The following is a 25,234-nucleotide window of genomic DNA, read 5'->3' as shown; positions in this document are numbered from 1 at the left end:
TCTTTCTTACTAAAAAATCTCTCAAATAATTTCATGCGCAAAAATAATCTTTTTCAAACGGATCTGCTTCAAAAACCAGTCCTTCACCTGCAAACATAAAAAAAGCACCGAAAAATCGGTGCTTTTGATATAGGTAAAAAATAAAATTATTTTTTCTTTCCTTTTGCAGGTGCTTTTGCAGCTTTTGCAGCCTCCTGAGCAGCTTTCATAGCAGCACGTGAAATTCTCACCTGACATACTACAGTGTTGTCCGGGTGCAATAACTTGAAGTTATTTGTAGGTAATTTAGTTACATACAATTTGTTACCCATCTCTAATTCAGTAATATCAGCCTCAACAAAGTCAGGTAAGTTTGCAGGTAAAGCTCTTACTTTTAATTTACGTTGGTTTAAACGTAAAACACCACCAGCCATAACACCTTTAGAGTTACCAACGATTTTCACAGGAACTTCCATAGTGATTTCTTTATCGTTGTGTAATTGATAAAAGTCAATGTGTAGGATTTTATCAGACACCGGGTGAATTTGGATATCTTGTAAAATCGCGTTAAGAGTTTTACCGTTTTCCAATTCAATTACCACTGTGTGTACGTTTGGAGTGTAAACTAAATTTTTAAACGCTTTTTCTTCAGCGATAAAATGTACTGGTTGATCTCCTCCGTATAACACGCAAGGTACCATTCCAGCATTACGTACCGCTTTCGTTGCCGACTTGCCTACGCTTTCTCTTTCAGATCCTTTGATCGTAATTGATTTCATTTGAAATATAATTAAATTAATAAAAAATTCTTAAACAATAAATTTGCTGCTGATCGAATTATTATTCTGAACCATGTGCATTACATCTGCAAATAGTTGTGCACAGCTAACAACTTTAATTTTCTTACTCTCTTTTTTCAACGGAATCGAATCGGTAACGATTAATTCCAGAATTTTAGAGTTCTCTATTTTTTCATAAGCATCACCCGATAAAATGGCATGCGTACAAATTGCTCTTACGCTTAAAGCGCCTCTTTCCATCATCATGTCTGCCGCTTTCGCCAAAGTTCCTCCGGTATCAACCATATCGTCAACAAGGATAACATTTCGGCCGGTAACATCTCCAATCAATTCCATGGTATCAATTACATTCGCCTGCTTTCTCTGTTTGTAACAGATTACCACATCCGATTGTAAGAATTTTGAATAAGCATACGCTCTTTTCGAACCGCCCATATCCGGAGATGCAATCGTCAGGTTATCCAGGTTTAAACTTCTCACGTAAGGCAAGAATATTGTAGACGCAAATAAATGGTCAACCGGTTTTTCAAAGAATCCCTGAATCTGATCCGCATGTAAATCCATCGTCATGATTCGGGTTGCTCCTGCAGATTCCAGAAGTTTCGCTACCAATTTAGCTCCTATCGGAACCCTTGGTTTGTCTTTTCTATCCTGGCGTGCCCATCCGAAATAAGGAATAACCGCCGTGATGTGACGTGCCGAAGCTCTTTTTGCAGCATCAATCATTAACAAAAGTTCCATTAAATTATCAGAACTTGGAAATGTCGAACACACTAAAAATACGCGTAATCCACGTATTGATTCCTCAAAAGACGGCTGGAATTCTCCATCGCTGTATTTTGATATGGTAACCTTACCAAGCGTTACGCCATAGTGCTTTGCTATCTGCTCTGCCAGGTACACACTTTGGGAACATGCAAATATTTTTGCCTCCGGTTCTATATGTGACATTTTAATTCGTTGTTTTGTAGTTAGTTAGTGTTGTATCGTTTTAACGAGGTGCAAATTTAGAAATTAAATTCCACACATAAAGAATATTTTCATCTATTTTTTTGATTATTTATATTTTTTTTATTTACATTTGCACCCACAATTGAATGAGATAATTCATGCCTAGGTGGCGGAATTGGTAGACGCGCACGACTCAAACTCGTGTACTTCGGTGTGTGGGTTCGATTCCCACCCTAGGTACAAAAGCTCCAAACATAGTTTGGAGCTTTTTTTTATTTACAACAGCCTGAAAATCAATAATCCACAAAGTAAAATTGATTTAAAATTCTCTTTCTCTCAAAAATCACCATTTCTCCATATCGAACTAAAACAGCAAAACATAAGTTACTATATTTCAAGTTGTTACAATAAAAAAATCGGATTTTTCAATCATTTTCAAACTACCTTCCCTGCAACTAGGTTGACAGGAATCGAACCACACAACACACTGATTTACAAATAAAAACGAATTCAAAAAATTCATTTTGCCCTCTAATGACCAATAAGGTTATTTTCTTTAGGTAAACGATGCTATTTAAATATTTGCAGATTGAACCATTCTCTTTTCGTAAAACAGTCCTCAATAAAGATTAAATGTCTTTGATAAGTTTATTTTTCAAAATATCGTTAGCCATACAATGACCAAAAATATTGAAAAGATAAGAAACGACAGCTAACAAGCCGTTTGGCAAAATGGCGGGTTTTGGAAAAATTGAAAGTTTGCACATTTTTTTGTCGCCAATACTGTTCTCTTTGGCTTTTTTATTATTTTAGTCAACGGCTCCTGCGTTTCTGGCAAATTGAACTTCCCGTCCAATTTATCTGCCACTTCGCCAAGCTGCCGAACTGTTAGCTGTAATTAAAAAACGATATGGCAAAAAAAAGAAAAACATTACCGAAAGACTTTGAGGAACTTCTAAAGAAAGGGGATATTCAAGAACTTATTCAACTATTTGACAAATGCGAGATAGAAGCTCGTGGTGGATACAGCAAAGGAACTGCATTGTCGTTTGCAGAATGTCCGCACGAATTAGCCAAATGGCTGGTTGAACAGGGGACAGACATAGAGGCGCTTAATGACTATAGCTATACCCCACTTCAGGAGCGTTCCGGGAAGCGTTTTTCGGGCAACATCAGGAGTTTATTAGAATTGGGAGCAAACGTAAACACAAACACCCATAGAGGAACAGCGTTACATTGTGCAGCAAAAAACCATAACACGGAAAACATAAAAATACTGCTAGAATACGGCGCAGAAGTTGAGGCTTTAGTTTCGGACGGTTATGGAGAAAAAAGAGGAGATTACACAGCGTTGGAGCTGACTTTAAGGGCTTGTTGCAACATCGATATAAAAGATACCCTTGAAATTTCCAAAATATTGTTGAACGCTGGTGCTCAGAAAACAGAAAAAATGAAAGGGTTCGTTACTGAAATCGGAAAAACGTTTGAACAACACAGACCGAATTTTTATGATGAATCAACGGAACAAATAAGCAATGATTTAGATGAACTTTACAGCATCTTTGAGGTTGAACCTGTCCCAAGACGGATAGTGTATGACGGCAAATCGCCTATTACCGTCAAAGCTACAACCTGGCAGAAGCAACACGAAGAATTATGGGAGCTTTTGGTTCCCGGACGTGGTGCTGCCCAAACCGTACAGGGAGAAGTTATTCGTATCACAGGAAAAGTAGCCCGGGAATTATTAGATAACGGAGGCGGTAATTGGGACATTGAATTTAAAAAAATGGTGGACAGTTATTTCAAATATATTCAGCAAGAAAATCAACTTTCCCAGGAAGAAATAGAAGAACTGGCTATTATTACAAGTGAAGTGAAAGCTAGAAATACTGAAAACATATATTTAATGAGTGAATTAGGAGTAAAGTGGGTGCTTAATAATCCAATTCCTAAAAGTCTTACTGTAACAGATTATAACCGTTAAATAGCTACAGCCAACAAGGGTTTTTGCAAGTGCATTAATTCTAGTTTATACGCGAAAGTGCTTCTAAGTGCCTTTATTTGTCCAAGATCGGGTTCGATATTGGCACCACAGTGGATACAAAACCCTGAATGTTTGACATTCAGGGTTTTATTTTTTAGAACACATCCCAAAAAAAATGCCCTGTAATTAATACAGGGCATTTTTATGAGTATTTATCCTCTTCTCAGCATTCTCTTTTCTTTATTAAAGCTCAATTCTACAGAATCTTTATAGACTTTATTCAGTACCAGCCCTTCCACTTCCTGTCCTTTTCGAAGGCGGTGAATACTGTTCCCTACTTTAAGCATTACCAGTTCATCTTTTTTCTCACCCGATTTGATAAAACCGTAATAAGCAACCGAAGGCCAGTTTTTAACTTCCTTTGGTTTTTCAACAACTGTTTTCACAGGAGCAGTGTGTCGTTTGACACCTCTGTTTATAGTACCGGCAACAGCGGCACTTTCACTTCTTACCAGCGTTTTATTTAAAAACGGATCCCGGTGGATTTTCTCCAGCACAAAAGTATCCCGTTCAACCTGTCTTCCGCTGCTGCTATAACTGGCAACACTATTCGCCTCGACCGTTTCATTTGAAAAAAAATATTGCGCAAGCGCCTTATAGCCTACGGTTCCCCAAAGCCCCAAAACAACAATAATCAACACAATATTTATTTTCTTCTTTGCCATGATCTTAGTTTAAAACAAATTTATATCCTCCGCTATACACTCCTTCATTACCGGCTTTATCTTTGGCTTTAACTCTCCAGTAATACGTTCCGGGATTCGTAAAAGTTTGCTGTAATGATGTACCGCTCACATCGAACTGCTGTGTGACATTTGTAAAGTTAACATTGTCTGAAAACTGCAACACATAGCTTATAGGCGACTGAACCGTTCCGGAATCCTGAGGAATAGTCCACGAAAAGGTAATTTGCTGGTTAACGGTTAACGTTGCATTATTAGCCGGCGCTACATTTTGCGGCTGGTTCGGATTCACACGGTCTATCGAAAACTTACGGGTACTGTATTGTGTTTGTGTATCATTATCACTGTTTACCGCCTGAACTTTCCACTGGTAAACACCTTCTGCCGATAAAGCAACATTATTTAACTGCACTATGGTTGTTGTCTGGTTTGTATTTGAATATACCGACTGACCGGTAGTTGTATTGATCACCTCAACCACATAGTGTGTCGCTGCCTGAAGGCTTTGCCAGCTAAGGGTCAGGGCTGTCAAATTCGTATAGGCATCAATGTCCGGACTTGATAAAATCACCGATTGGTTCGTTAAATCTTCCGAAATTTCCGTTGAGAACGCTATCGGAAAGGTATATTGCGACTGGTACGCAAAATTTTCTGCCCGTACACGCCACTGGTAGTGACCGGACGGCAATTCCTGCTCTAAATGCGTATCTTCCGATTCTTTTTCTGCGATCAGCGACTGGTTCATATCAAAAACCTGAACACGATAGGTCTTCGCACCATCCATTTTGTTCCATTGAAAATTAACGACGTTACTCTGGATAACCGCTCCGTTTAAAGGATAGGTAGCCTGAACCGAACTGTTCGAAATATCTTTTTCCAAAATATCTTCACAGGAAGACATAAAAACAGCCAATAGTACGATGATAATTTTATTTATTGTTTTCATAATTTTGAAATATCATTTTTAAATGTAAAACTTCTTCTTTATTATTCTTTTTTGTCGCAAAAAATTTCATTCCAACCATTCTGGAATAGTCGTATTTCTTTTCAAAGTCGTAAGCCATCTGCAAGAGCTGGTTGGTATTCCCAACGACATCCAGCTGATTGGTATAAACCGTATAATTTTCATCAGCAAAACTATGAATCGGCGCCAGCTCATTTATGGAAACATGCGGCTGTGACTGTGTTGCAAAACTAACCATTCCCTGCTGTACCATTTCTTTTGTGACACCTTCTTTACCAAGCATCTGATCCAGATAGGCTATTTCGCGTCTTAACTCATCGGCATTCTTTGCCTTTTTATTAATATCACCCACACGTGCCGAGAGTTCTTTATACTCTTTTACCACCTGGAACAGTGAGCTAAAAGACCGCTTATAAGCCGTCACGGACAGCATTATAAAAATGACGATCAAAGCACCGCATTTTTGTTTATACGAGTAATTCTCAAACATCTTTAATCGTAATTTTCACTTCAAACTGGGACTTGTTTTTCTTATCCTTTTTTAAAGTTGTTATTTCAAACTTTTTAATCCACTTCACATTCTTCAAACTACTCATCCAATTATTAAAAGAGGTTTCATTATAGGTTTCCCCTTTTAACAGTATGGTTCCCGGATCGAACAATACTTTTTCATTCGATTTAATCTCTTTGGCCACCGGTACTATATTCAGTTCGTTAAGCAATATATCGCCCGGAATGATCTTAATCAGTTCATACGAATAAAAAGACAAGAATCTTGAAGAGGAAAATCCCGAGTCTCTGAGAATATTCTGTTTGTTTTCTTTTTGTTTCTCCAGATCCAGCACCAGCTGATACGATTGGTTGGAATAGACATTCTGAAGGTTCAATTCGGCATTTTTAGTCCCGTAATATTGTATCAGGAAATAGCTTACCAAAAGGCTTAGCAGAAACCCGACCAGCATTACTGCTCCAAAAAGCGTAAAGGCCTTTTTATAGATGATCTCTTCAATATTTAAGGCATCGCTTTCTGTTTTTGTAACTTCTTTTTGCCGCAGAAAAAAATGAACCAAAACACCATAAAGCGGTACAAAATCACTGCTTATCTGGTCTTCGTTGATCTTGTATTTCAGTTTCATCGGTATTTCCGCAAACTGCTTCGTAAAGCCAACAAATTCAGCATCTTCAAATTCCAGCATCAAATCGCCGGAAAGTATTTTCTTTTCGTTAATAGCGGGCTGCAACAGCGCTGTCAGGAAAGCACCAACATATACATCTATTACCTGTAATTTATGGTTTATAAATTTTTGCAGGACTTCCTCAACGGCATTTTTTCTGCAAAAACTGATATAGTTGCTTGTCCCGGTCTTATAGGCTGTAAAATAGATCGCATTATAATCGACATTTTTCTGCCAGTTTACATCGGCTTCATTATTAAAATCGATTTTCTTATTCAAAACACCTTTCCCGTCAACCACGATGATAACCGGTAATTTGGCATCTATCTTTTTCTCCAAACCGTCAAAAGAATCGTAGGTTTCCGTTGCCACGATATCGATTTTATTGCCTTTTCGTTTTACAACAAGCAGGTTAAAAACGTCACCGTTTTCCGTTTTGGAAACCCCAACGATATTAAGACTGTTAATCTTTATTATTTTAGACAGTATCGGCAGCATTAGTAAATAATGGTAGGTTTAATAAAAATGTGCAACTTCGAATCGTTCTTACCTTTTTTTCTACTGCTGAAAAACCATTTCAGGATCGGAATACGGGAAAGCAACGGCACACCCGAACCGGAGTTTTCTTTTTTCAGTTCGTCCAGACCTCCCAACAAAATCATTTCGTTGTTTTTCACTCGCACCAAGGATTCAAATTTCTGCGTTGCCTTACCCGGAGGTGCCGTATCGCCCGCTCTACCTAAGAAAGAACTTTTTTCCACAGATATTGTCAGCGTTACATTTTCGTCTGTTGACACAAACGGCTTGATCGAAACACTCAGGTTTGCATCGGTCGATTTCCACGTACCGGACTGTAAAATATCGTTTCCAATACTATTGGTCAGCAATCGGTTGTTTTGTTCAAAATAATAGCTGGTTTCCCCTATTGCCAATTTCGCTTCATGTCCGCTGATTGTTGCAATTTTAGGTGTGGACTCAATTTTTACAATGGAGTTGTTTTCCAGTAATTTCAAGTTCATATAAAACGACTGTGTTACTTTCCCCAGTTTAAAAAGTCCGAATCCGTTAAAAGCATTGATCAAGCTGTTAACGGAAGATCCGTTAACGGTCATATCTGCCGACGGGTATAATGTACCGCCTGTCTGCGCGATATTTTTACTGTCTATCCCCGCTTTAATCCCGGATTGTATGTCGTATGATTTATTATACTGTGCAATGATCACTTCAATCTGAACCAAAGGAACCACTTTATCAATTTGCTTCATGTATACTTTCAGCTCTTCTATAGCGCTTCTGGAACCGGAAACGATAAGTCCGTTTAATTCCACAAATTCTTTAATCTCTAATTTTTCGGAGAACGTTTTCGGCAATGACGGCAATACGGATTCTATGGAACGGTTTTCGAGCGGGATCAGTTCTGTAGCGCGCAATCCTTCTGTAGCGTGTTCTCCGATCAGATACAGGTTTTCCTGTTTTCTGTAAATGTATTTCTTTCCTTTAAAAACATGTTCCAACAGGTCGTCAAACGTGATATTGTCTGCCGACAAACTTGTTTTTTCATTTTCCGGCTTGTTGTACAGGAAGTAGTTTACATGCAGTTTTTCTGCCGCTTCGGTAATCAAATCGGAAACATCGGCAACATAGGCTTTTACCGTTAAAAATCCGGCTTTATTCAGGTCAACTTCATAATATCCGGCTGCACCGACCGATGCTTTGGGCTGTTTGGTTTTTTGACCGCTACCGCCATAAGTATTTCCGGCAGCACCGCTATTCGCATCCTTATTTTTTTCAATAAAGTAGAAACCGTTTTCATCTTTGGTCGCCAATAAATCATTTGACTTGGCCATCATTTCAATTACCTGGTCGAACGGGCGGTTCAGGATATAGGAAGATACCTTAAGGCCTTTAACATCCGGTGCCAGGATCAGGTTTTTACTGGATTTATCAATAATCGCCTTCGCAACAGACGGCAGTGAATCGTTTTCCAATTTCACCGACAGGAAATCGTTCTGAGGGTTATAGCTGACATCGACCAGTTTAGGCTGTTTCCGCTCTATGATCTTCACTTCTTTTCTTTTCTTGAAAGTGATGATATTACTCATAAAACCAACTTCCAGATCGTATTTCTGCGCCAGGAAAAGGAACACGTCTTTTACCGTTACATCGAAAAAGTTGTTTACAACCGATTGGGTCAGATCACTTTCGGCACTGACATTCAACTGATGTTCTTCGGCAATGGAGAGAATAAAGTCGTGCAATGTTAAGCCTGAAACATCAATTTTTATGATTTCGTTCAGTCCTTTTTTCTGTTTGGCTAATTCGTCAAATTTCTTTTCCAGCTCAATATCCTGAGCCGACAGTAATCCTGTGATTAATAAACTTATAATTAAAAAAACGGTCTTTTTAAACATTTCTTAGGCGTTAATTAAAATAGAATATATTTCTTCTAATGAAGTTTCTCCTTCGGCTAATATATCAAAGGCTTTTTCAGATAATGATTTGTGTTTTTCATCATTACCCAAAAACTGCGCTATGGTATTGTTTTTTATCGATTCGGAAACACTATGGTTAATATTTAAAACTTCATAAATAGCTCTTCTGCTTCTGTATCCGGTATGATAGCATTTGTTGCAGCCAACCGGTTTATAATAGGTTTCGATTTCATACGGAAATTCGAAATGGGACGGAAAATCTTCTTTATTACAAACGGCTTCTTTTTTGCAGTCATTGCAAAGTTTCCGAACAAGCCGCTGTGCTACCGAAAGATTGAGCGTTTCCGCAATCAGATAGGACGGCACTCCCATATCTACAAGTCTGGAAATTGTCCCGATTGCAGAGTTGGTGTGTATTGTGGACAACACAAGGTGTCCCGTTAATGAGGCACGTATTGCCATTAATGCGGTTTCGGAGTCACGAATCTCCCCGAGCATAATGACATCGGGATCCTGACGCAGGAACGATTTTAAGGCCGACGCAAATGTCAGTCCGATATCTTCTTTCAGCTGCACCTGGTTAATTCCTTTTAAGGTATACTCGATCGGGTCTTCTACCGTTACAATATTTCTTTTGGAATCATTGAGCAATCGCAATGTGGCATACAGCGTAGTGGTTTTACCGGAACCTGTAGGACCGCTGATCAGGATGATCCCGTTTGGTTTTTTTACTGCTTCCAGATAACTTCTCAGTTCTTCTTTTTCCAGTCCTAACGTGTTCAGATCTATATTTGAGGCATCCTGACCCAATAAACGCATTACGATTTTCTCGCCAAATAAGGTCGGCAATATGGAAACCCTGATATCAAATGATTCATTGGTAATCCTTCCGTCCTGCGGCAATCGCTTTTCGGTAATGTTCAGCTTGGACTTGATCTTGATCTTATTCACTAATTCCAGGTAGTTATCCTTTTCTACCTTGTAGCGTTCGATAAGCTGACCGTCGATCCTGAAACGAATACGGGACGACTCTTCATAAACCTCAAAATGAATATCACTGCTTTTTAAGGATTTTGCTTCTTCTAAAAGGTTTTCCAGGAAATCGCCTTTTTCAATATTCAGGGATTTATTACTACTGGTATGACGTTCTTTCCGGTAATGAATGGACAGTGCTTTTTCGATTTCGGAAGCATCCGAAATTTCAAATGAAATCTGTTTCCCCAATAACAATTCCAGTTCGTCTTTTATGTCCTGATGATTGTGGGAACCATCAATATATAATTCGATTGTATTTTCATTTACAGTTTTTGGTAAAACCCTGTAATGATTTGCCATATCACTTGAAATAATATGCTGTATATCCGGATTGACCATTATATCATTCATATTCTGGGTATCAATGTGATTTTATAAAAATTTAAAAATAGATCGCCTGCCATCAGTATCAATAGCAAAAGGGATGCAAAGCCAGCCAAAGGTATTGTCCTGTGTTTCATGACTTTCTTTAATCCCAATTGTAGTACTATGGAAAACAGCATGGAAAAAATAAAATAGACCACATAGTTTTTAAGCAGGAATAAGGGTGTTATCGCTAAATAGAACAGCAGGTCACCAAGTCCGAAATAGTGTTCAAACGGGTTTAAAAACTGTTTGTTCTTCCAGCTCATATAGAGTATTAATATCACAAAGGTGACCAGGAAGAAACCGGCATTATAGGCCGTTATCATCCACACGCTGCTATATTCCTGTTTTATCAACAGCAAAGACAATACAAAGACCAGCAGCGGTAAAGCCACGTGAATGGTCCTGTTTTTCCAGTCCTGAAAAACCATCAGCAATAAGCATAGTAATACTCCCGGCAACATATACACGTTATTCTTTTGTCACTTCTGTGAGCACTTTTTTACTGTCTATTTCCCATGTATTGAAATTACCGTCGCCATCCAAATCGGAAACCGAGGTCGCTCTTGCCATAAAAGAATCGTTTGACGCTTCAATGATTTCAACTTTGTAAACAGCCTGTCCACCTTCCTGAACGGTTTTTTCCTGTTCGAAGCCCAATTCCTCCAAACTGTTGGAATATTTTGAGTGTCTGTAGAAATAACTTTTCTGCAAGCCATATACCTGATTGAGCATTGCCTGCGCTTCAATTGCCTTAGCCTGGCTGATTACCGAGGTCTGGTTGGGCAATACCATCAGTAATAAAATTCCGATGATACATAAAACGATTAGAATCTCCGTTAAGGAGTAGGCTTTAACAGCGGCTTTCTTTATTTTTTGAAGATATTTTTTTGTGGTAGCAAACATCTTTATACTATTTTATTTATTAAAAAGTGTTAATTAACGGCGGCAAAAATACAAACATTAATGAGATGATTCTTAATTATTTATTATTTTACTTAAATCAAACATCGGCGCATACATCGATACCATGATCACCCCAACGATGACGCCAATTACAATAATAATCATCGGTTCCAGGATTACTCCAATCATTTTTGTCTGGTGACTGATCTCTTCATTATACTGTTCGGCCAGTCGTTCAAACATGGTATCCAGCTGATTAACCTGTTCGGCCACTTCAACCATGGAAACCATTTTATTTTCAAAAACATGGTGTTTCTTTAAACTGTCACTAAGCGAAACCCCTCTGGTAATATCCTCCTTGATTTCTTCAATCGCAATTTCAATCGGATAGAATCCGATCATTTTGGAGGTTAACGACAGCGCATTGATGAGTGTTGTTTTTGAGGTTATCAGCAGGTTCATGGCCTGACAGAACCTGGAGATGTATATTTTACGGATCAGGCTTCCAAAATAGGGTATTCTTAAGATCATGTTGGTCGTAAAAGCCCTGTAGCTGTTTTTACCTTTCAGGAGGACATGGATTAACACCAGTCCCGCAATCACAATCGCCACTATTGTAAAAATGGTTCCGGAATGATTCGATATCTTAAGAATGATCTGCGTGCTTTTAGGCAGCTCACTTCCGAATTGTTTGAAAACGGAGCTAAACATCGGCACGACTTTATTCAGCATAAAATACAATACCAGTATGGTCACACACATTACAATCGCCGGATAGGTCAATACCGAAACGATCTGCCTGCGCATCTGGATTTTCCGGTTGAAGTATTTTTGCAGTTCGGTTAAAACCTCTTCCAGTTTCCGGGTTTCTTCCCCAATCTGGATACTGTAATATTCATAGGGCGAAAATTGCTTGGTTTCCCTCATGGATTCATAGATACTCCTGCCTTCTACTACTTTATCCTTGATTTCGATAATGATTTCTTTTTCCAGCTTATTACTGGACTGGTTGCTCAGAATTTCCAGTGCTTTTTTAAAATCTACCCCGGACTTTAAAAGCATACCCAATTCCCGATAGAAAACTTCTTTCTTTTTATCGGATAGTTTTTTTGAGAACTGGAGCTGACCGGTTTCGATCCTGAAATCCTTTTTCTCCGTTTTTTCTTTTTTATAGGTACTTAAATCAAAACTCATTTCTCCTGTATTGCTTGTAATAGTTCGTTAGCATAAATCTGCTTATAAAAATTCAGCCCCATTTCTTTTTCGCTGACTTCCAGCTTCATTTTCAGTTTCCGGAAGGCTAATCGTTTCGAGCGACTAAAGACAGAATCCATAACCATTTCTTTTATCTGAATTTTAAACGTGTCAACAAACTCGCCTTTGGTGCGTAAAGCATAGTCTTCCTGAACGCTATATCTGACCAGTTCTCCCGAATATCCGGTAAAAACAAGTTCTTCCTGCCGGATCTGCATTTTATCATTTTCGAAAATATCTTTATTAACCGAATACGTCAGGCGGTTCAGATCGTTTACCGGCTGGTTCTGGTTTTTAAAATCCAGCAGTCTTTCGGTGACAATAGAAAAAACAACAAATATCAGACTCATGATAATTGCTGTAATGGCCATACCCACAATGGCCTCTATCATTGAAAAGGCCTGTAATTGTGTTTTATTCACCGCTGCTTTGTATGTAAAAACTTTTTTCAAATTTGAAATTAGTACTGTCTTTATACTGTATGAATATTTTCTTCACTCCGGGGTTAACGACTTCTTCCTCTATTTCAAGGTTCTTATCTTCACTATCATATTGCAGAGAATCTCCTTGCAGCTGCATCAGATAAAACATTTCATTGACTTTATTCTGGGTATTGTAAAACCTGGCAGATGTGCGCGGTGTAAATACCGCGGCATAAACCGTGATCGCAATATACAGGCATACCGAAATTATTGTCAGCGCAATTACGGATTCCAGAATGGAGTTTGCCGGAATATTACAATACTTTTTTAATAACACCATAATTGTTTTTTTTAGCCTCAAATAACGGAATCGCCATAAAGTACTCCGGCCGCTTTAAAGGATCTATTTCGATGTCTACAATCATATTATCATTGACGGAAGAACCGTTTTTATAGAAAAAATAGTTGGTGTACACCGAACCGCGTACATCGCTTTTTAAGTCCAGTTTTCCGGTACAATAGATATCGCCCAGTACGAAACTTTTTTCATCAAGCTCCATAATGTTTTTATTGATTGTCAATATCGAGCTTCCAAACAGGACTATTGCGCCTTCTATTTTACATTCCTTTTTTATTTTGAGCTTACTCTCCCCTTCCGTGTCGTTATACACGCAAACTACAGACGGGTATTGCAGATTCACTTTTTCCTGAAGCTCTATTCTTTTGGTCGCAAAAGCCTGAACCGTTCCTTTAAATCCTTCCTCGAAAGTTATTTTCGGGGCTATCAGTATGACATCTTCCAAAACCGTATTTTTCCTGATCACTATCGAATCATTCGAACGAAGTACGAAATTCCCTTTGAATATAACATTGGCCAGGAGCGTATTCGTTAACAGTATTTCCTTAGTTTCTTTCAGAAAGGAATTGAAATACAGGGAGTCTTTTGTTTTTTCAAACTGGGATAAGGCTACTTTTTCTGTTTTGATTCCTTCAAAGATCTTCTTAAAGTTTTCATTGATCTCCGGAAGTTTGATCTCCGAAACAGTATTTTTCCCGGTAACCGTCAACTGGCTTGCTTTGTTCGTGAGATACGACGTTTCTATAAATGTTGACGGTAATTTATTATCGCCATTCAGCCTGACCGTTCCCGAATAACGAAGCGATTTGGTAAGGTTCGCCAAATGAATCGCTGTTTTATCATTGGAATAACTTCCTACAATATGCGCCGAAACAACAGTATCATTCCTTAGGGATGTTTTTGCCAGCAGCACATTCAGTAATCCGTATTGTCTTACTTCATAATTTCCCTGAACTCCGGAGGCTTCGTCTGCCGGAAATTCTTCTGCAGCCAGTTTATTCCCCAAAGCATAATTCACCACCGACTGGTTATGAATGTATAATTCCTCCTGTAAATTGTAATACAAATTCAGCTGATTGTACAAACCGGAGAAATACAGCAATGCGCCGCAGATTATGGATACAATCAGGCAAATATAAACCGCATATAAAAGACTATGCGCCTTTACCATTCGTGTTCTCTTTTGGTTCTTTTTTCTTAAACAGCCTTTTAAAGAAACTTTCTTTTTGTTCCTGTGGCTGGTTCACTCTTTGTGGCTGATTCGCCTTTTGTTGTTTGTCCAGCTCTTTTTGCTTTTTCTTATTTTCTTTCTCAAGGGCTTTTTTCTCTTTGTCCAGTTTCTCCTGAGCTTTTTTAGCAGCTTTTGCTACTTTTTCGTCTTCTTTTACTTTTGCTTTTTCTTCTTTAGTCAACTTAGGAGGCGCCACAAATACTTTTCCGTTTTTATAAACGGTAGTATCTTTTTTGATATGGTCAATCCACTCCCCGTGTTTGATATGGCTTTTATAATATCCTTTTTCAATCAGCACTCCTTTATCATCATAGCGGTAAAAGTTTCCCGTTTTCAGACCACTGCTCCAGTATTGAGTTGTTTCCAATGTTCCGTTCGGATACCAGGTTTTCCACAAACCTATCTTTAGTCCTTTTTCAAATTGCCCCTGTTCTGCCAGTTGGTTGCTGTGGTACATTTTAGTAAAGGCATCATCCAGCAATTCACCAGCTGTACCGCCTTGTGCATTATGTATGGTTCCGCCTTTAAACCAATAGTAGGTTTTTTCCGATTTGGGTTTTACTTTTTTATCCGTTACATAGAATTCATAGCGGAAGTTCGCATCGGAAACGCGCTTTATCAGATACGGATCTGTAAAAGAAAAGAATATTACTACTAAGGATATGCAAAAAAAACGAAATAAAGTCTTTGTTTTCAAGGGATTCAATTATTTTTTTAATCGTCGCAATATAGTACTTTTTCAAAAACCAGAAAAAACCTTTTTGTACGATTCTTTTTTAAAAAATTTAGTTAAATTCAACCCTAAGCCTGTATCTTTTTCAGCGTTAAAAAAGGGTCGTTTTTCACCATAATAGGCAATTTTTAAATTTTACACAAACCTGTAAGTTATTATTAATAAGATTTTTATACTACTATAATTCCTATCCGTTTGGGATGCTGGGTACCTAATCATGAAGCCTCAGAATCATATCGTTACGGGTTTAATGGAATGGAGATGGATAACGAGTTAAAAGGCGGTGAAGGTGATAGTTATGACTTTGGAGCAAAGGATGTATGACCCTAGAGTTAGTAGATGGTTTGCTCCTGATCCATTAGAAAAAAATACCCCATTGGTCATCTTATTCATCGATGGGAAATAGTCCTATTTTTTTGTTGATGGCTGATGGAAGAACCAGTTTACTTATCGTTAAAAAAAAACTCGTTTTATATTACAAATTAAAACCAAACAATGGTATGGTACAGCAGGAATTTATGATAATAAGCATTAATGCAGCAGATTTTTTATAAAATAGTACAACAAAAAAAGCTGATTTGCTTATAGAACGGTTTAAAACCAAATACTATATACGTTTGGGTTCAAAACAAGTGCAGTAATCAAAAAAAGGAATCAATTCCAAATGGTTTGGAGCTGCAGAATCGTTACTGGATTTAAATGATTTTAAAGGTACAGAAATTCTGATGGAATCAAATTTTCTCAATGTCGTAAAGTAGACTGATTCCTTCAAGAAGGAAATGACTTTTTTGGGCCTATTAATGGAAAAAAAAAAAATGCAAAAGATCTATTGGATGACGGAAAACTTACCAGATAAATACCGACGACAAATTTAAGTTCAATCATTCGAAGGGCAAAAAAAGTAGGTATTGATATGGATTATAAAATGGTAGAATTTGAACAATCAAAAGTTCAGGAATTTATTAAAATTATCGAGGTGATTTAACAAAAAAAAATTGCTGGTGTTAATAAATTAATGGTAGCCCTATTGCGCATCAGAGAACGAAGGTTATGAAAAAAATGTTTTGAAAAGTGGAGGTAAAAAATTTTAAACGTTATGAAGATCAAAAAAAGTAAAACTAGGTAAAGAATTAATAAAAATAAACACGATGACAAGTAAGATTCTACGATTTTGATTTATATTTAAAATTTCAAAAAGAAATAGTATTGACCCTTTTAATGCTTGTTAAAAAAAATTGATTACTTTTGGCGATTCGGTTTTGTTTCTTATAAAGCAAAGAAATATTATTGGAGCAGGATATTAAATGCTTATGGACCATATTTTTGGAGGTTGTTAAAAAATGGTTGAACTTTAAAAGTGCTTTTTTTTTTTCTTATGCTTTAAATTAATTTTATTATTAAAAAATAAACCTTTAGTGATTCTCATTTTTTTTAACTTAGGGTTTATGCTTTGCTATCTTTATTGAAAATTTATTTGGGAAAACACGGAAATTTACCAGCAGAAGGATCAATGTTTGTTATTGACCTGTATAAAATAATTTTGGCCCTGGATTTTTTTCACAAATACCTTATTAAAAAAAAACAGATGGAAAATTGGTTACTATTAAAAGAAAAAAAGGTTAGTCTTATTTTGAACAAGACTGATTTTTTTTGATGGAATATTAACTTAAAAAAATGGACTACCATATAATAAAATTATAATTGTAAACAGGATCAAAAAAGGTGTCGCAATTATAGACTAAATCTTTTAAAGTTCCAATTTTTTAAGAACTAAATGCGATTCAATGGATAAAATGTATTTTCAATAATCCACTTTTGAAAAAGATGGATCCTTTTTTTTTTCAATTTTAAAAGTCAAGCCTTAGTAATCGTCTCTTTTTTTTTATTGCGCCTGTTAGGTTTTTTTTATTATCCCCATCAATAATGTTTTTTTTTTATAATATTTATCATTACTATTATTAAAAAACCTTCAAATTTTTTTTTTTTCTTGATTAATTAATAGACTGTTTTACAATCCTCAACTATAACTGAATAGATCTCATCCGATTAAAAAAAGTAAAAACATTTACGTCCATATTCTCCTGTTTTTGAATCAGAATATTTCCCATTATTTTTTTTTTTGATATTCTGTATGAAATTCAAAATAGCCCGTTTTTAAAAGAGAATTGCTAAAAAAAACCTATTGTTTTTTTTGGAATGTTTACGTTCCATTTAAATTACTGATAAGTATTAGTTAAAAATTTATATTTTGAATCTTTTCTTTTTTTTTTTTTTTCTTCACCAGCATTACCTCAGAATAAATGATTTAAATGTTTTTGAATCATAAATACAGACCGTTGCTGTTGTTCCATTTGCATTTACCCGTATAGACATGTTAAATGATCCGAGAACATGTATTGGACTATTTTGACTATTATCTTTCCATTTTTCTCCTTTTTAATCTTTCAAAAGCCTCTTTGAGTCCCGTTTTTTTTACATTGGACGGAAGATTTCCTGGTCTAAAATTTCTATAGGCTATTTCTCCAGGATTGACTTTTCCATCGTTAATAATTTCATCTACCATTTCCATTGATGATGTTCTTTATAAAAAGGCCTTTTACGACCTTCCAGTTTTGAACAGATTTTTTTTTCAAATCACCTCCGATAACAATTAAGTTTCTTTCGCCCAATCCTAATACAAAGTTAGTCAAAACCAACACTTGCAATATTATTTGAAAAACTTCCTTTCCATCTGCATTAAAAAGATTTTGATAACCTCCTCTTGGATTAACAAAAAAATCAGCCTCAGGGTTAATTGTTATCAAATTCTGACCAATCGTTAAAAAGTTTATTTTTGTCTACAATTCCATTCATTTTACTATATCATCAATGGAAACGCCATATTTCTTGGAAATTTTTGTCAAATTATCATCTTTAACAAAAATGATTTTTTTTCGGGTCACCAGGTCCCATTCCAAGTACATCAATAAGTTCAATAGGGCTGTTTATGCAAAGGCAAATGGACTTTGAGAAGGATACTGATTTTTTTTTGCGATAGGATCAATAGTGATAAACCATCTACTAAACGTGGATCATAGCCTCTTTCTGAAAAAAAAAAAAAGCGATATGATTCCCTTCGCCACCTTTTAAACTCATCGTCTTTTTCCTTTCCGTTAAACCCGTAACGATATGATTCTGAGGCTTCATGTCGGTTAGGTACCAGCATCCCAAACGGATAGAAATTATATTTATGTAATTAAGTAATTTACAGTAATTTAAATGGAATTTAAAACTTTTTTAAAAATACTAATCAGAGTAAAAAAAACACCTCAAAAAAAAAAAACGGGATGATTTTGATTGCAATTATGGAAAAAATGAACGTAATAATGAGGTGAAATTCGATTCAAATATAGGCTCTTTACAAATAATTAGAGGACTTCTTATTTAACTTTTTTCAAAAAATGATTTTCTTCTGATAGAAATTTACTTATTTTTCGATATCGATTTTTATAAATTGTTTTAAGAAAGGTTTTTTGTAATATTTCTTCAAGAAAAAAAAAAAAAAAATCAGTTAGGGATGGAAAATAAAAAAACCTAAATTTTTAAAAGTTAGGTTTTTTTGTTTTGAACATTTAAAATTGAATGCAATTTACTGGATTGTTCTATTCAATCTATATAGAGCATTTTATCCATGAATTTGAGTCCTTAAAAAAATATGGAACTTCAAAAGAATTATTTAATATATCTTTTTTTTTGAGGTAATATATTCAATACTTTTTTTCATATCCAATTCCATTTGATTATTAGTGTTAATATCAATTCCATCATCAAAATCAGAATCTTGTTTAAAAATAATTTATGATCTTTTAATAGTAACCAACTATATGGGTTTAAAAAATCATGTAATGAAAAATCCAGACCAATTATTTTTTTTTTTAGTTCAATAACCAACAGTAAGTTATTATATATTTCCGCTGATAAAATATTTTCTTTTAAAAGGAAGACCTCTAATTGAAAATTAAAATTGCACGAATCACATTAAGCTGTGTTATCTCAAAATTAATTGTAGCAGATTCATCAAAATTTTTCAGTTCATTTATTCGATTTTTTGGATGTATTAAATATGGTAGCCAAAGCATTTAATATCCTATCAATTCTTATTTCTTCTTATAGTAACAAACTAGAATCGCCATGATTAATATTTTTTTTTAACAAAGTCTTGGGCAAATTTATAATCTTCATTTGAAATTTTAGAATATTTTACTGCAGCATCCAGTCTTTCACGAGGAACTGTTTTAATTAGTTGGATTGCTTTAATTTGACCTTGACTTACGTTTAAAATGAATTCTTTGGCACCGCCATCTTTTCGGATAAAGTGTTTTTCCTTCGTTCTTAGTGCTATAAGTTCGACCATTAATCAAAACGTCACCTCCTTTTAATTTTGAAATCTCCGGTATTATAAGCCTCAATATCCGCGTCTAAAATTGCTCTAGGAGCCATAGTCGCAGGGGCTGTTTTTTTGGCTTTTGCAATAGCATCAGAACTTAAATAATGTCTGCTATTTATCTGTGAGTTTCCTCTTTGATAATCCCTCGAGTATACCAGGCTTTTCCATTAATAGGCCCGTACATAAGAGTGTTATTCTGAAGATTAACAGCCGTCTGAGCCATTGCCATATTATTTGATTGGCCTTCAGAATTGAAAGACTCTTTAAAATCATTTAAAGTCCAGTGAGATTCCGAATCTCTAAAAAAAGTTCGAAGAGCTCAGCTTTATCTTGATTACCACTTCCATAAGTAACCCGCAGAAACCGATATAGTATTTCCTTTTTTTTTTTTCATGAGTAACCAAATATTTTTTTTTACTGGAATTTTATAATATCGATCAATTAATCCCCACAGTAATACAACATGATTAAACTTTTATTTTGTATTTGTCAATATAAAATGAGTTTTTCCTTTAACGATTTTTTTTAAAGTGTAGTGATATTCCTCTGCGCCATCCAAATCAATTGCCTGAATAGGAGTATTCCCCGCAAACTGATAAGGAGATACCATGGGTTTTTTTTCTAATGGATCAATAGAAAGAATCGGCCAATTCTAGGGATCATAGAATCTTTTGTCAAGTTAATTCCATTTCCTTCACCGCCTTTTAACTCGTTATCCATCTCCATTCCGTAAACCCGTAACGATATGATTCTGAGGCTTCGTGGCGATTAGGTACCAGCATCCCAAACGGATAGGAATATAACGGATTTTTGACGAAATATATTAGCAATCAGTGCTTATTTTCCATTGAGAATTAATATTTTTTGGAGAAAAATTACCATGAAAAAAAACGGCCCCTATAACTTCACTGTTTAAACAATTTATAAAAAGACCGAAACAGGTTAAAACGTTTAAAAAAGAACGGCGAACGGATCAAACCGGATTCCATGAAAAAATTAGTATTATGTTTTACAAAACTTGATTCAGTTTTAATCGATACCAGTTTTGAATTACGGATTTGTGATGCCTCAAAATTGAATAAACGAGAATTACAATCGGAGAAAAACTACTAAAAAAATTCTATCAGAAATTTACAGATTTTTATACAAAAAAAAAGGCTGCCATGACAATTATGTCGGCTCTAACATTAAAGTCATTCGGGTCTTTTTTTTAACTACCTAAAAATAAAGATTTCTTTACCGGCGATTTCCAACGGTTTTATGTCCGAAAACAAAAAAGAAATTGAAATCTTGGTCTTGTCTCAAAAAACGGAGAGTTAAAGTTTCTGATTCACGATAAAGAATTTGAAAATAACTTATCGGAAATAATGGTCGGATCAAAGATATTTTTGTTTTTCAATGTACAAAAGGATTACGATCCGAAAACAAAACTCCGATATTTTTTTTGCTGACGAAAAAAACTTTGAAAAAAGTAGAAAATGACTGGTATTTAAAACTAAAATCGAAGAAAACCAAAACCTTTAGCCATATCAAACTCCCGGCTTACGCTTTATTGATTTAACCAAAATTATCAGTCTAGAAATGTAAAAAAATCCGGTATTTAGAAGTACAAGTCTGTTTAACTTTTAATAAAAGCCTCAAACAAATAGGTGAATTAGCCAATTTTACAGCTTCTGTTTTTCGGGAAAAGCAAGGAATGTTCTGACAAAACAAAACAACAAGGCTGCTAATCGCTTTTTTCTGAAAAGATGGATGGTAAAAATGAGTTCTCATATGATGCGGAGAACAGCAATTACAACATTACTTATTTTAGGTATGCCGGAACATCTGGTTCGAAAAATAAGCGGACATAGTCATGCCAGCGGTTCGTAAAATCGCTATTACACTATGTTTCAGGTATTTATTGACAAAGAAATTAAAAAGTACATCTAAAGCTGGAAAATAGTATGCAAAGTAATGCACATTTTTTTTAATTTCCAAAATGTTTATTAATCAATAAAGGAATCCGGGAGTTTAATCTAGCTAAAGACTATTGATTGCCTTCGTATTTTTTTTTAATATAGATGATCATTTTCGTTAGTTTTTCTAAAGTTTTTATTTTTAGCAAAAAAAAGGACAGATCGTTTGTTTTCGGATCCTAAGATAAAGTCGTAGTTTTTTATCTTTTGAAAAAACCGGTCGTATAACCATTAATTCTGGACCAGATTTTAGCCGATTCTTCAGTGGCAAATTCTGGTTAAAAGCTTCGAACTCCTTTTTTTGGCGATCAAATCACGGGTAATCGCTTCAATTTTTGTATTTCGGAAGCGCCTTCCTGTTGCAAACAACATATAAACTATCTAAAACTTTTTTTTTTTTCGGGAATTAAAAAAATTCCGAATCACCTTTTTTTTTTTCAATTCTTTAGTCATGTTAAAGCCATCAAAAAAAAGCCTAACATTGTATAAAAAACTTTAAATTTTAGGGCTATTTTTCCAGTAGTTTTTATATTGTAATTCTAGTTTATCCAATTTTGACGATCAACAAAAAAACAAAAAACAATGTTTGTAATGATTAAAAAACGGAATTTATTTTCGAACACGGTTTTACTTGTTAAATTTTCAAATGGAAACTATTTGTAATACGTTCTCCTATCTTTAAATTAAATTTTAACCCATAATTACGTTCTTTTTAGACTATAATTGCTTTGAAATCAGTACATTTTTAAAGGCCTTTTTTTACCATAATCAGCATTTTTATCAAAAAATATTAATATCTCAATTAATTACTGATTGAAATTATTTTCAGAATTACATAAAATGATTACTATCCGTTTGGGATGCTGGTACCTAACCGACATGAAGCCTCAGAATCATATCGTTACGGGTTTAATGGAATGGAGATGGATAACGAGTTAAAAGGCGGTGAAGGGATAGTTATGATTTGGAGAATAGGATGTATGACCCTAGAGTTAGTAGATGGTTTGCTCCTGATCCATTAGAAAAAAAAATATACGGGATGGTCACCATACATTTTTTGTTTGAATAGCCCTACAAATGCATGATTGGAATGGGATGGAAGACGCGTTTATTTTGTTAAAGATGGTAATGATTTCAAAAATTTCCATTAAATGTATGGCAGATTTAAATCAATATGGATGATATTTGGGAATAAAAGATTTTGGAATTGTTATGCCAAATGGTAAAATTCGATATTTTTGTTAACCAAAGAAATAAGGAGTTTTTTCAGGACGATCCAAGAGGATTTTTCAAAAAACATTTTGAAAATGCAGATGGAAAAGTTTTTAAAAATCCAAATAATTTGCAAAAAGAATAAACTTTTATGAAGTAATTTAGGATTGGGGAAGAGAATAATTGTTAAGGTGATTTGAAATTGTTAAAAGATGGCGAAAGCCTTTAAAGACTGGCTATAGTTATGAAATCTGTTTAACATGGAAACATCTTGCAATTGCATTGTCGAAAGGGGCCTAAAATTGATGAATCTGATTTTAATAGGAAAGCCCAACATCAAATGAAAAAGGATCAAATAAGGCTAAATTATCCAAAAAAAGATCAAAAAAAAGGGGTAAAATAGGAAAATAATAGTCGGGAAAATTAAAGGAGATAAATTGGTAATCCAAAAACATGAATGGGAATTTACAAATGGAAAACAAACGGTCTGTATGATGGTTCAAAAACATTTTGATTTTGGCCAGACCTGGTGAAGCAAAAAAAAAAAAAACGAAAAAAAAAAGATTACAAAAAAAATGGATCAAATAAAATAACACTTATTAGTATTGCGATTTTTATTATTTAAAGCGATAACGAAAAAAACAATAGGTTTTTTTTAGCAATTTCTTTTTTAGTTTTCCATTGATTTATTTCGAGAATGTCTTAAAGACAAATCAACTTTCAACATTATTATTCCATCAAAAAAAAGAAATTATAGCTACGATAATTGATTCTAATTGTTGTAATAATGGACGCTTATAAAAATGTTTAAGAAGTTTTTTACATTAGAAAAAAATCGTATTCAGTTGGAGTTTTTTTTGAAATTTAAAAACGGATTTTCTTCTTTAAAAAAAGCCTATATATTTGAATGTTTTATATATAATAAAATGAGCAAAATATCTGATAAAAGTTAATGAATTTAAACATGGGGATTTAAAAAAATAACAGGCGCAATAAAAAAAATCCCAACGATTATGGTTGGGATTTTTTAAAAAATAAATGAATCCATTTTTTCAAAAGTGGATTATTGAAAATCATATAATTCGATTGAATCATTGCATTTAGTTTTTAAAAAAAAGATTACGCTTCAAAAGAATTGAAGTCTATAATTGCGACACCTTATTTGTTTACAATTATATTTTATTATATTAAAAAAAATACCATTTTTATATAGAATATTATAAAAAAAAGGTTAGTCTCAAAATAGAACTAATTTTATTTTTTACCAATTTTAAAATCAATTTTTTTAAAATAATATTTGTCAAAACAATCGGGGCCAGAAATTTGCTTGATTTTTTTATATAAAGGACAGAACAAATATTGATCCTTTGCATAAATGATGTTTTCCCAAATAAATCTGTGACAATAAAATTTCAAAGTTATTAAACATTTAAGTTAAAAAAAGTCTCTATTGAGAATTCGCGAAAATTTATTTATTTAAACGGATAGAAATAGATTATTTATAAAAAGCTATAACTGATTTTTTATGACATTAAATAAAACCTAAAAAAAAACTCCTTTATCTTTATGGAATTTATTTTGTTTTATTTGAACAAAACCGAATCTCTGTCAATAAAGTCAAGCAATTAATAATCCTAAAAATAAAACCCAAAATATTTAAAGTAGAAATAGGTTATCCATAGTTAAAAAAAAAGCAAAACGTAAATCAATACTTGTCATCAAAATGCCATTTTTATTAATTTTTTACCTAGTTTTTTCGATTTTTTTCCGTTTAAAATCAAACGTTTTGGCCAAATTCAAAAAAACATTCTTTCATAACCTCTTTTTGATGCGCCAATAGGGCTACTTCATTAATTTATTAACACCAGTTTTATTTTTGTGTTTTTGATAATTTTAATAAATTGCCCCGTTTTATTGTTCTTGGAATACCTACCATTTTTTCCATTTCAATACCTACTTTTTCCCTTCCGAATTTGATATTTTGGATTGATCGCTAGTTTCTTTTTGTGATTTTCCGTTCCTTTAGATCTTTTCAACATTTTTATATTATGCCCGATCACAAAAACCAATTCATTTGTTCTTGTGGAAACGGTCTAACATAGCCACTTTGAATGTTCCTCCATCTTTTTTAAAAATTTTTTAAAATCACCATTTAAATCCAGTAACGTTCCATTTTTCAAACTTTTTTGGAATTGTTTTTACCTTTTTTATCAACAGTTGATTTTTGAACCAATCTTCGTTCTAAGCCTTTCAATTTTTGCAACTCCAGTAAACGCAGGTAAACCGTTCTTTAGCTCCTTCAAGC

General features: G+C 34.5%; 19 protein-coding genes and 1 tRNA gene. 2 read left to right on the top strand and 18 right to left on the bottom strand.

Features of this window, described 5'->3' with window-relative positions; genetic code table 11:
* Positions 1-146 precede the first annotated feature (146 nt).
* Positions 147-758 carry a 50S ribosomal protein L25/general stress protein Ctc gene (locus tag HW120_RS04705; protein ID WP_177731331.1) on the bottom strand — a complete coding sequence of 204 codons (612 nt, stop codon included), beginning with the start codon at positions 756-758 and terminating at the stop codon, positions 147-149.
* 30 nt (positions 759-788) lie between these two features.
* Complete coding sequence (locus HW120_RS04700; RefSeq protein ID WP_177731329.1) at positions 789-1,730, bottom strand: ribose-phosphate pyrophosphokinase; 942 nt, start codon at positions 1,728-1,730, stop codon at positions 789-791.
* A 160-nt stretch (positions 1,731-1,890) separates the two neighbouring features.
* Here HW120_RS04700 and HW120_RS04695 point away from each other — a divergent pair.
* Positions 1,891-1,970: transfer RNA gene (locus HW120_RS04695), tRNA-Leu, on the top strand.
* A gap of 670 nt (positions 1,971-2,640) precedes the next feature.
* Positions 2,641-3,714, top strand: coding sequence for an ankyrin repeat domain-containing protein (locus tag HW120_RS04690; RefSeq protein WP_177731327.1), 1,074 nt, complete (start codon positions 2,641-2,643; stop codon positions 3,712-3,714).
* A 212-nt stretch (positions 3,715-3,926) separates the two neighbouring features.
* On the opposite strand, the gene HW120_RS04685 is transcribed toward HW120_RS04690, so the two are convergent.
* The 16 genes from HW120_RS04685 to HW120_RS04610 all read right to left on the bottom strand — a co-directional run bounded on the left by HW120_RS04685 (position 3,927) and on the right by HW120_RS04610 (position 19,726).
* Positions 3,927-4,439 (bottom strand): hypothetical protein, encoded by a 513-nt coding sequence (locus tag HW120_RS04685; RefSeq protein ID WP_177731325.1) that lies wholly within the window; start codon positions 4,437-4,439, stop codon positions 3,927-3,929.
* A gap of 4 nt (positions 4,440-4,443) precedes the next feature.
* Entirely contained in the window at positions 4,444-5,403 is a 960-nt protein-coding gene (locus HW120_RS04680; protein ID WP_177731323.1) for a hypothetical protein, read from the bottom strand.
* Positions 5,387-5,911, bottom strand: a complete 525-nt coding sequence (locus HW120_RS04675; RefSeq protein WP_177731321.1) for a hypothetical protein — start codon at positions 5,909-5,911, stop codon at positions 5,387-5,389. The genes HW120_RS04680 and HW120_RS04675 overlap by 17 nt, the downstream gene beginning before the upstream one ends.
* Entirely contained in the window at positions 5,904-7,094 is a 1,191-nt protein-coding gene (locus HW120_RS04670; RefSeq protein WP_177731318.1) for a PilN domain-containing protein, read from the bottom strand. The genes HW120_RS04675 and HW120_RS04670 overlap by 8 nt, the downstream gene beginning before the upstream one ends.
* Entirely contained in the window at positions 7,094-9,007 is a 1,914-nt protein-coding gene (locus HW120_RS04665) for a type II secretion system protein GspD (protein WP_177731316.1), read from the bottom strand. Before HW120_RS04665 ends, HW120_RS04670 begins: the two co-directional genes overlap by 1 nt.
* A 3-nt stretch (positions 9,008-9,010) precedes the next feature.
* Positions 9,011-10,414: a GspE/PulE family protein gene (locus HW120_RS04660; protein ID WP_177731314.1), complete on the bottom strand. Its 1,404-nt coding sequence runs from the start codon at positions 10,412-10,414 to the stop codon at positions 9,011-9,013.
* On the bottom strand, positions 10,411-10,893 hold the full coding sequence (locus tag HW120_RS04655; protein ID WP_177731312.1) for a prepilin peptidase: 483 nt from the start codon (positions 10,891-10,893) through the stop codon (positions 10,411-10,413). Before HW120_RS04655 ends, HW120_RS04660 begins: the two co-directional genes overlap by 4 nt.
* A gap of 7 nt (positions 10,894-10,900) precedes the next feature.
* Positions 10,901-11,335: a type IV pilin protein gene (locus HW120_RS04650; protein ID WP_177731310.1), complete on the bottom strand. Its 435-nt coding sequence runs from the start codon at positions 11,333-11,335 to the stop codon at positions 10,901-10,903.
* Positions 11,336-11,407: 72 nt separating this feature from the next.
* Entirely contained in the window at positions 11,408-12,529 is a 1,122-nt protein-coding gene (locus HW120_RS04645; protein ID WP_177731308.1) for a type II secretion system F family protein, read from the bottom strand.
* Complete coding sequence (locus HW120_RS04640) at positions 12,526-13,041, bottom strand: hypothetical protein (RefSeq protein ID WP_246297035.1); 516 nt, start codon at positions 13,039-13,041, stop codon at positions 12,526-12,528. The genes HW120_RS04645 and HW120_RS04640 overlap by 4 nt, the downstream gene beginning before the upstream one ends.
* Positions 13,004-13,351: a hypothetical protein gene (locus HW120_RS04635; RefSeq protein ID WP_177731305.1), complete on the bottom strand. Its 348-nt coding sequence runs from the start codon at positions 13,349-13,351 to the stop codon at positions 13,004-13,006. The genes HW120_RS04640 and HW120_RS04635 overlap by 38 nt, the downstream gene beginning before the upstream one ends.
* A complete protein-coding gene (locus tag HW120_RS04630; RefSeq protein WP_177731303.1) occupies positions 13,326-14,540 on the bottom strand; it encodes a hypothetical protein in 1,215 nt (404 codons plus the stop codon). Before HW120_RS04630 ends, HW120_RS04635 begins: the two co-directional genes overlap by 26 nt.
* Positions 14,524-15,297, bottom strand: coding sequence for a toxin-antitoxin system YwqK family antitoxin (locus HW120_RS04625; RefSeq protein ID WP_177731295.1), 774 nt, complete (start codon positions 15,295-15,297; stop codon positions 14,524-14,526). Before HW120_RS04625 ends, HW120_RS04630 begins: the two co-directional genes overlap by 17 nt.
* 2,449 nt (positions 15,298-17,746) lie before the next feature.
* Positions 17,747-17,902, bottom strand: a complete 156-nt coding sequence (locus HW120_RS04620; protein ID WP_177731293.1) for a hypothetical protein — start codon at positions 17,900-17,902, stop codon at positions 17,747-17,749.
* The gene (locus HW120_RS04615) at positions 17,886-18,137 is read right to left on the bottom strand and encodes a hypothetical protein (RefSeq protein ID WP_177731291.1); all 252 of its coding nucleotides are present in this window, start codon (positions 18,135-18,137) and stop codon (positions 17,886-17,888) included. Before HW120_RS04615 ends, HW120_RS04620 begins: the two co-directional genes overlap by 17 nt.
* A gap of 1,370 nt (positions 18,138-19,507) precedes the next feature.
* Positions 19,508-19,726 (bottom strand): hypothetical protein, encoded by a 219-nt coding sequence (locus HW120_RS04610; protein WP_177731289.1) that lies wholly within the window; start codon positions 19,724-19,726, stop codon positions 19,508-19,510.
* Between the last annotated feature and the right edge of the window lie 5,508 nt (positions 19,727-25,234).

The sequence above is a fragment of the Flavobacterium inviolabile genome (assembly GCF_013389455.1).
Lineage (GTDB): Bacteria > Bacteroidota > Bacteroidia > Flavobacteriales > Flavobacteriaceae > Flavobacterium > Flavobacterium inviolabile.
This window is presented reverse-complemented; position numbering and strand designations above follow the sequence as displayed.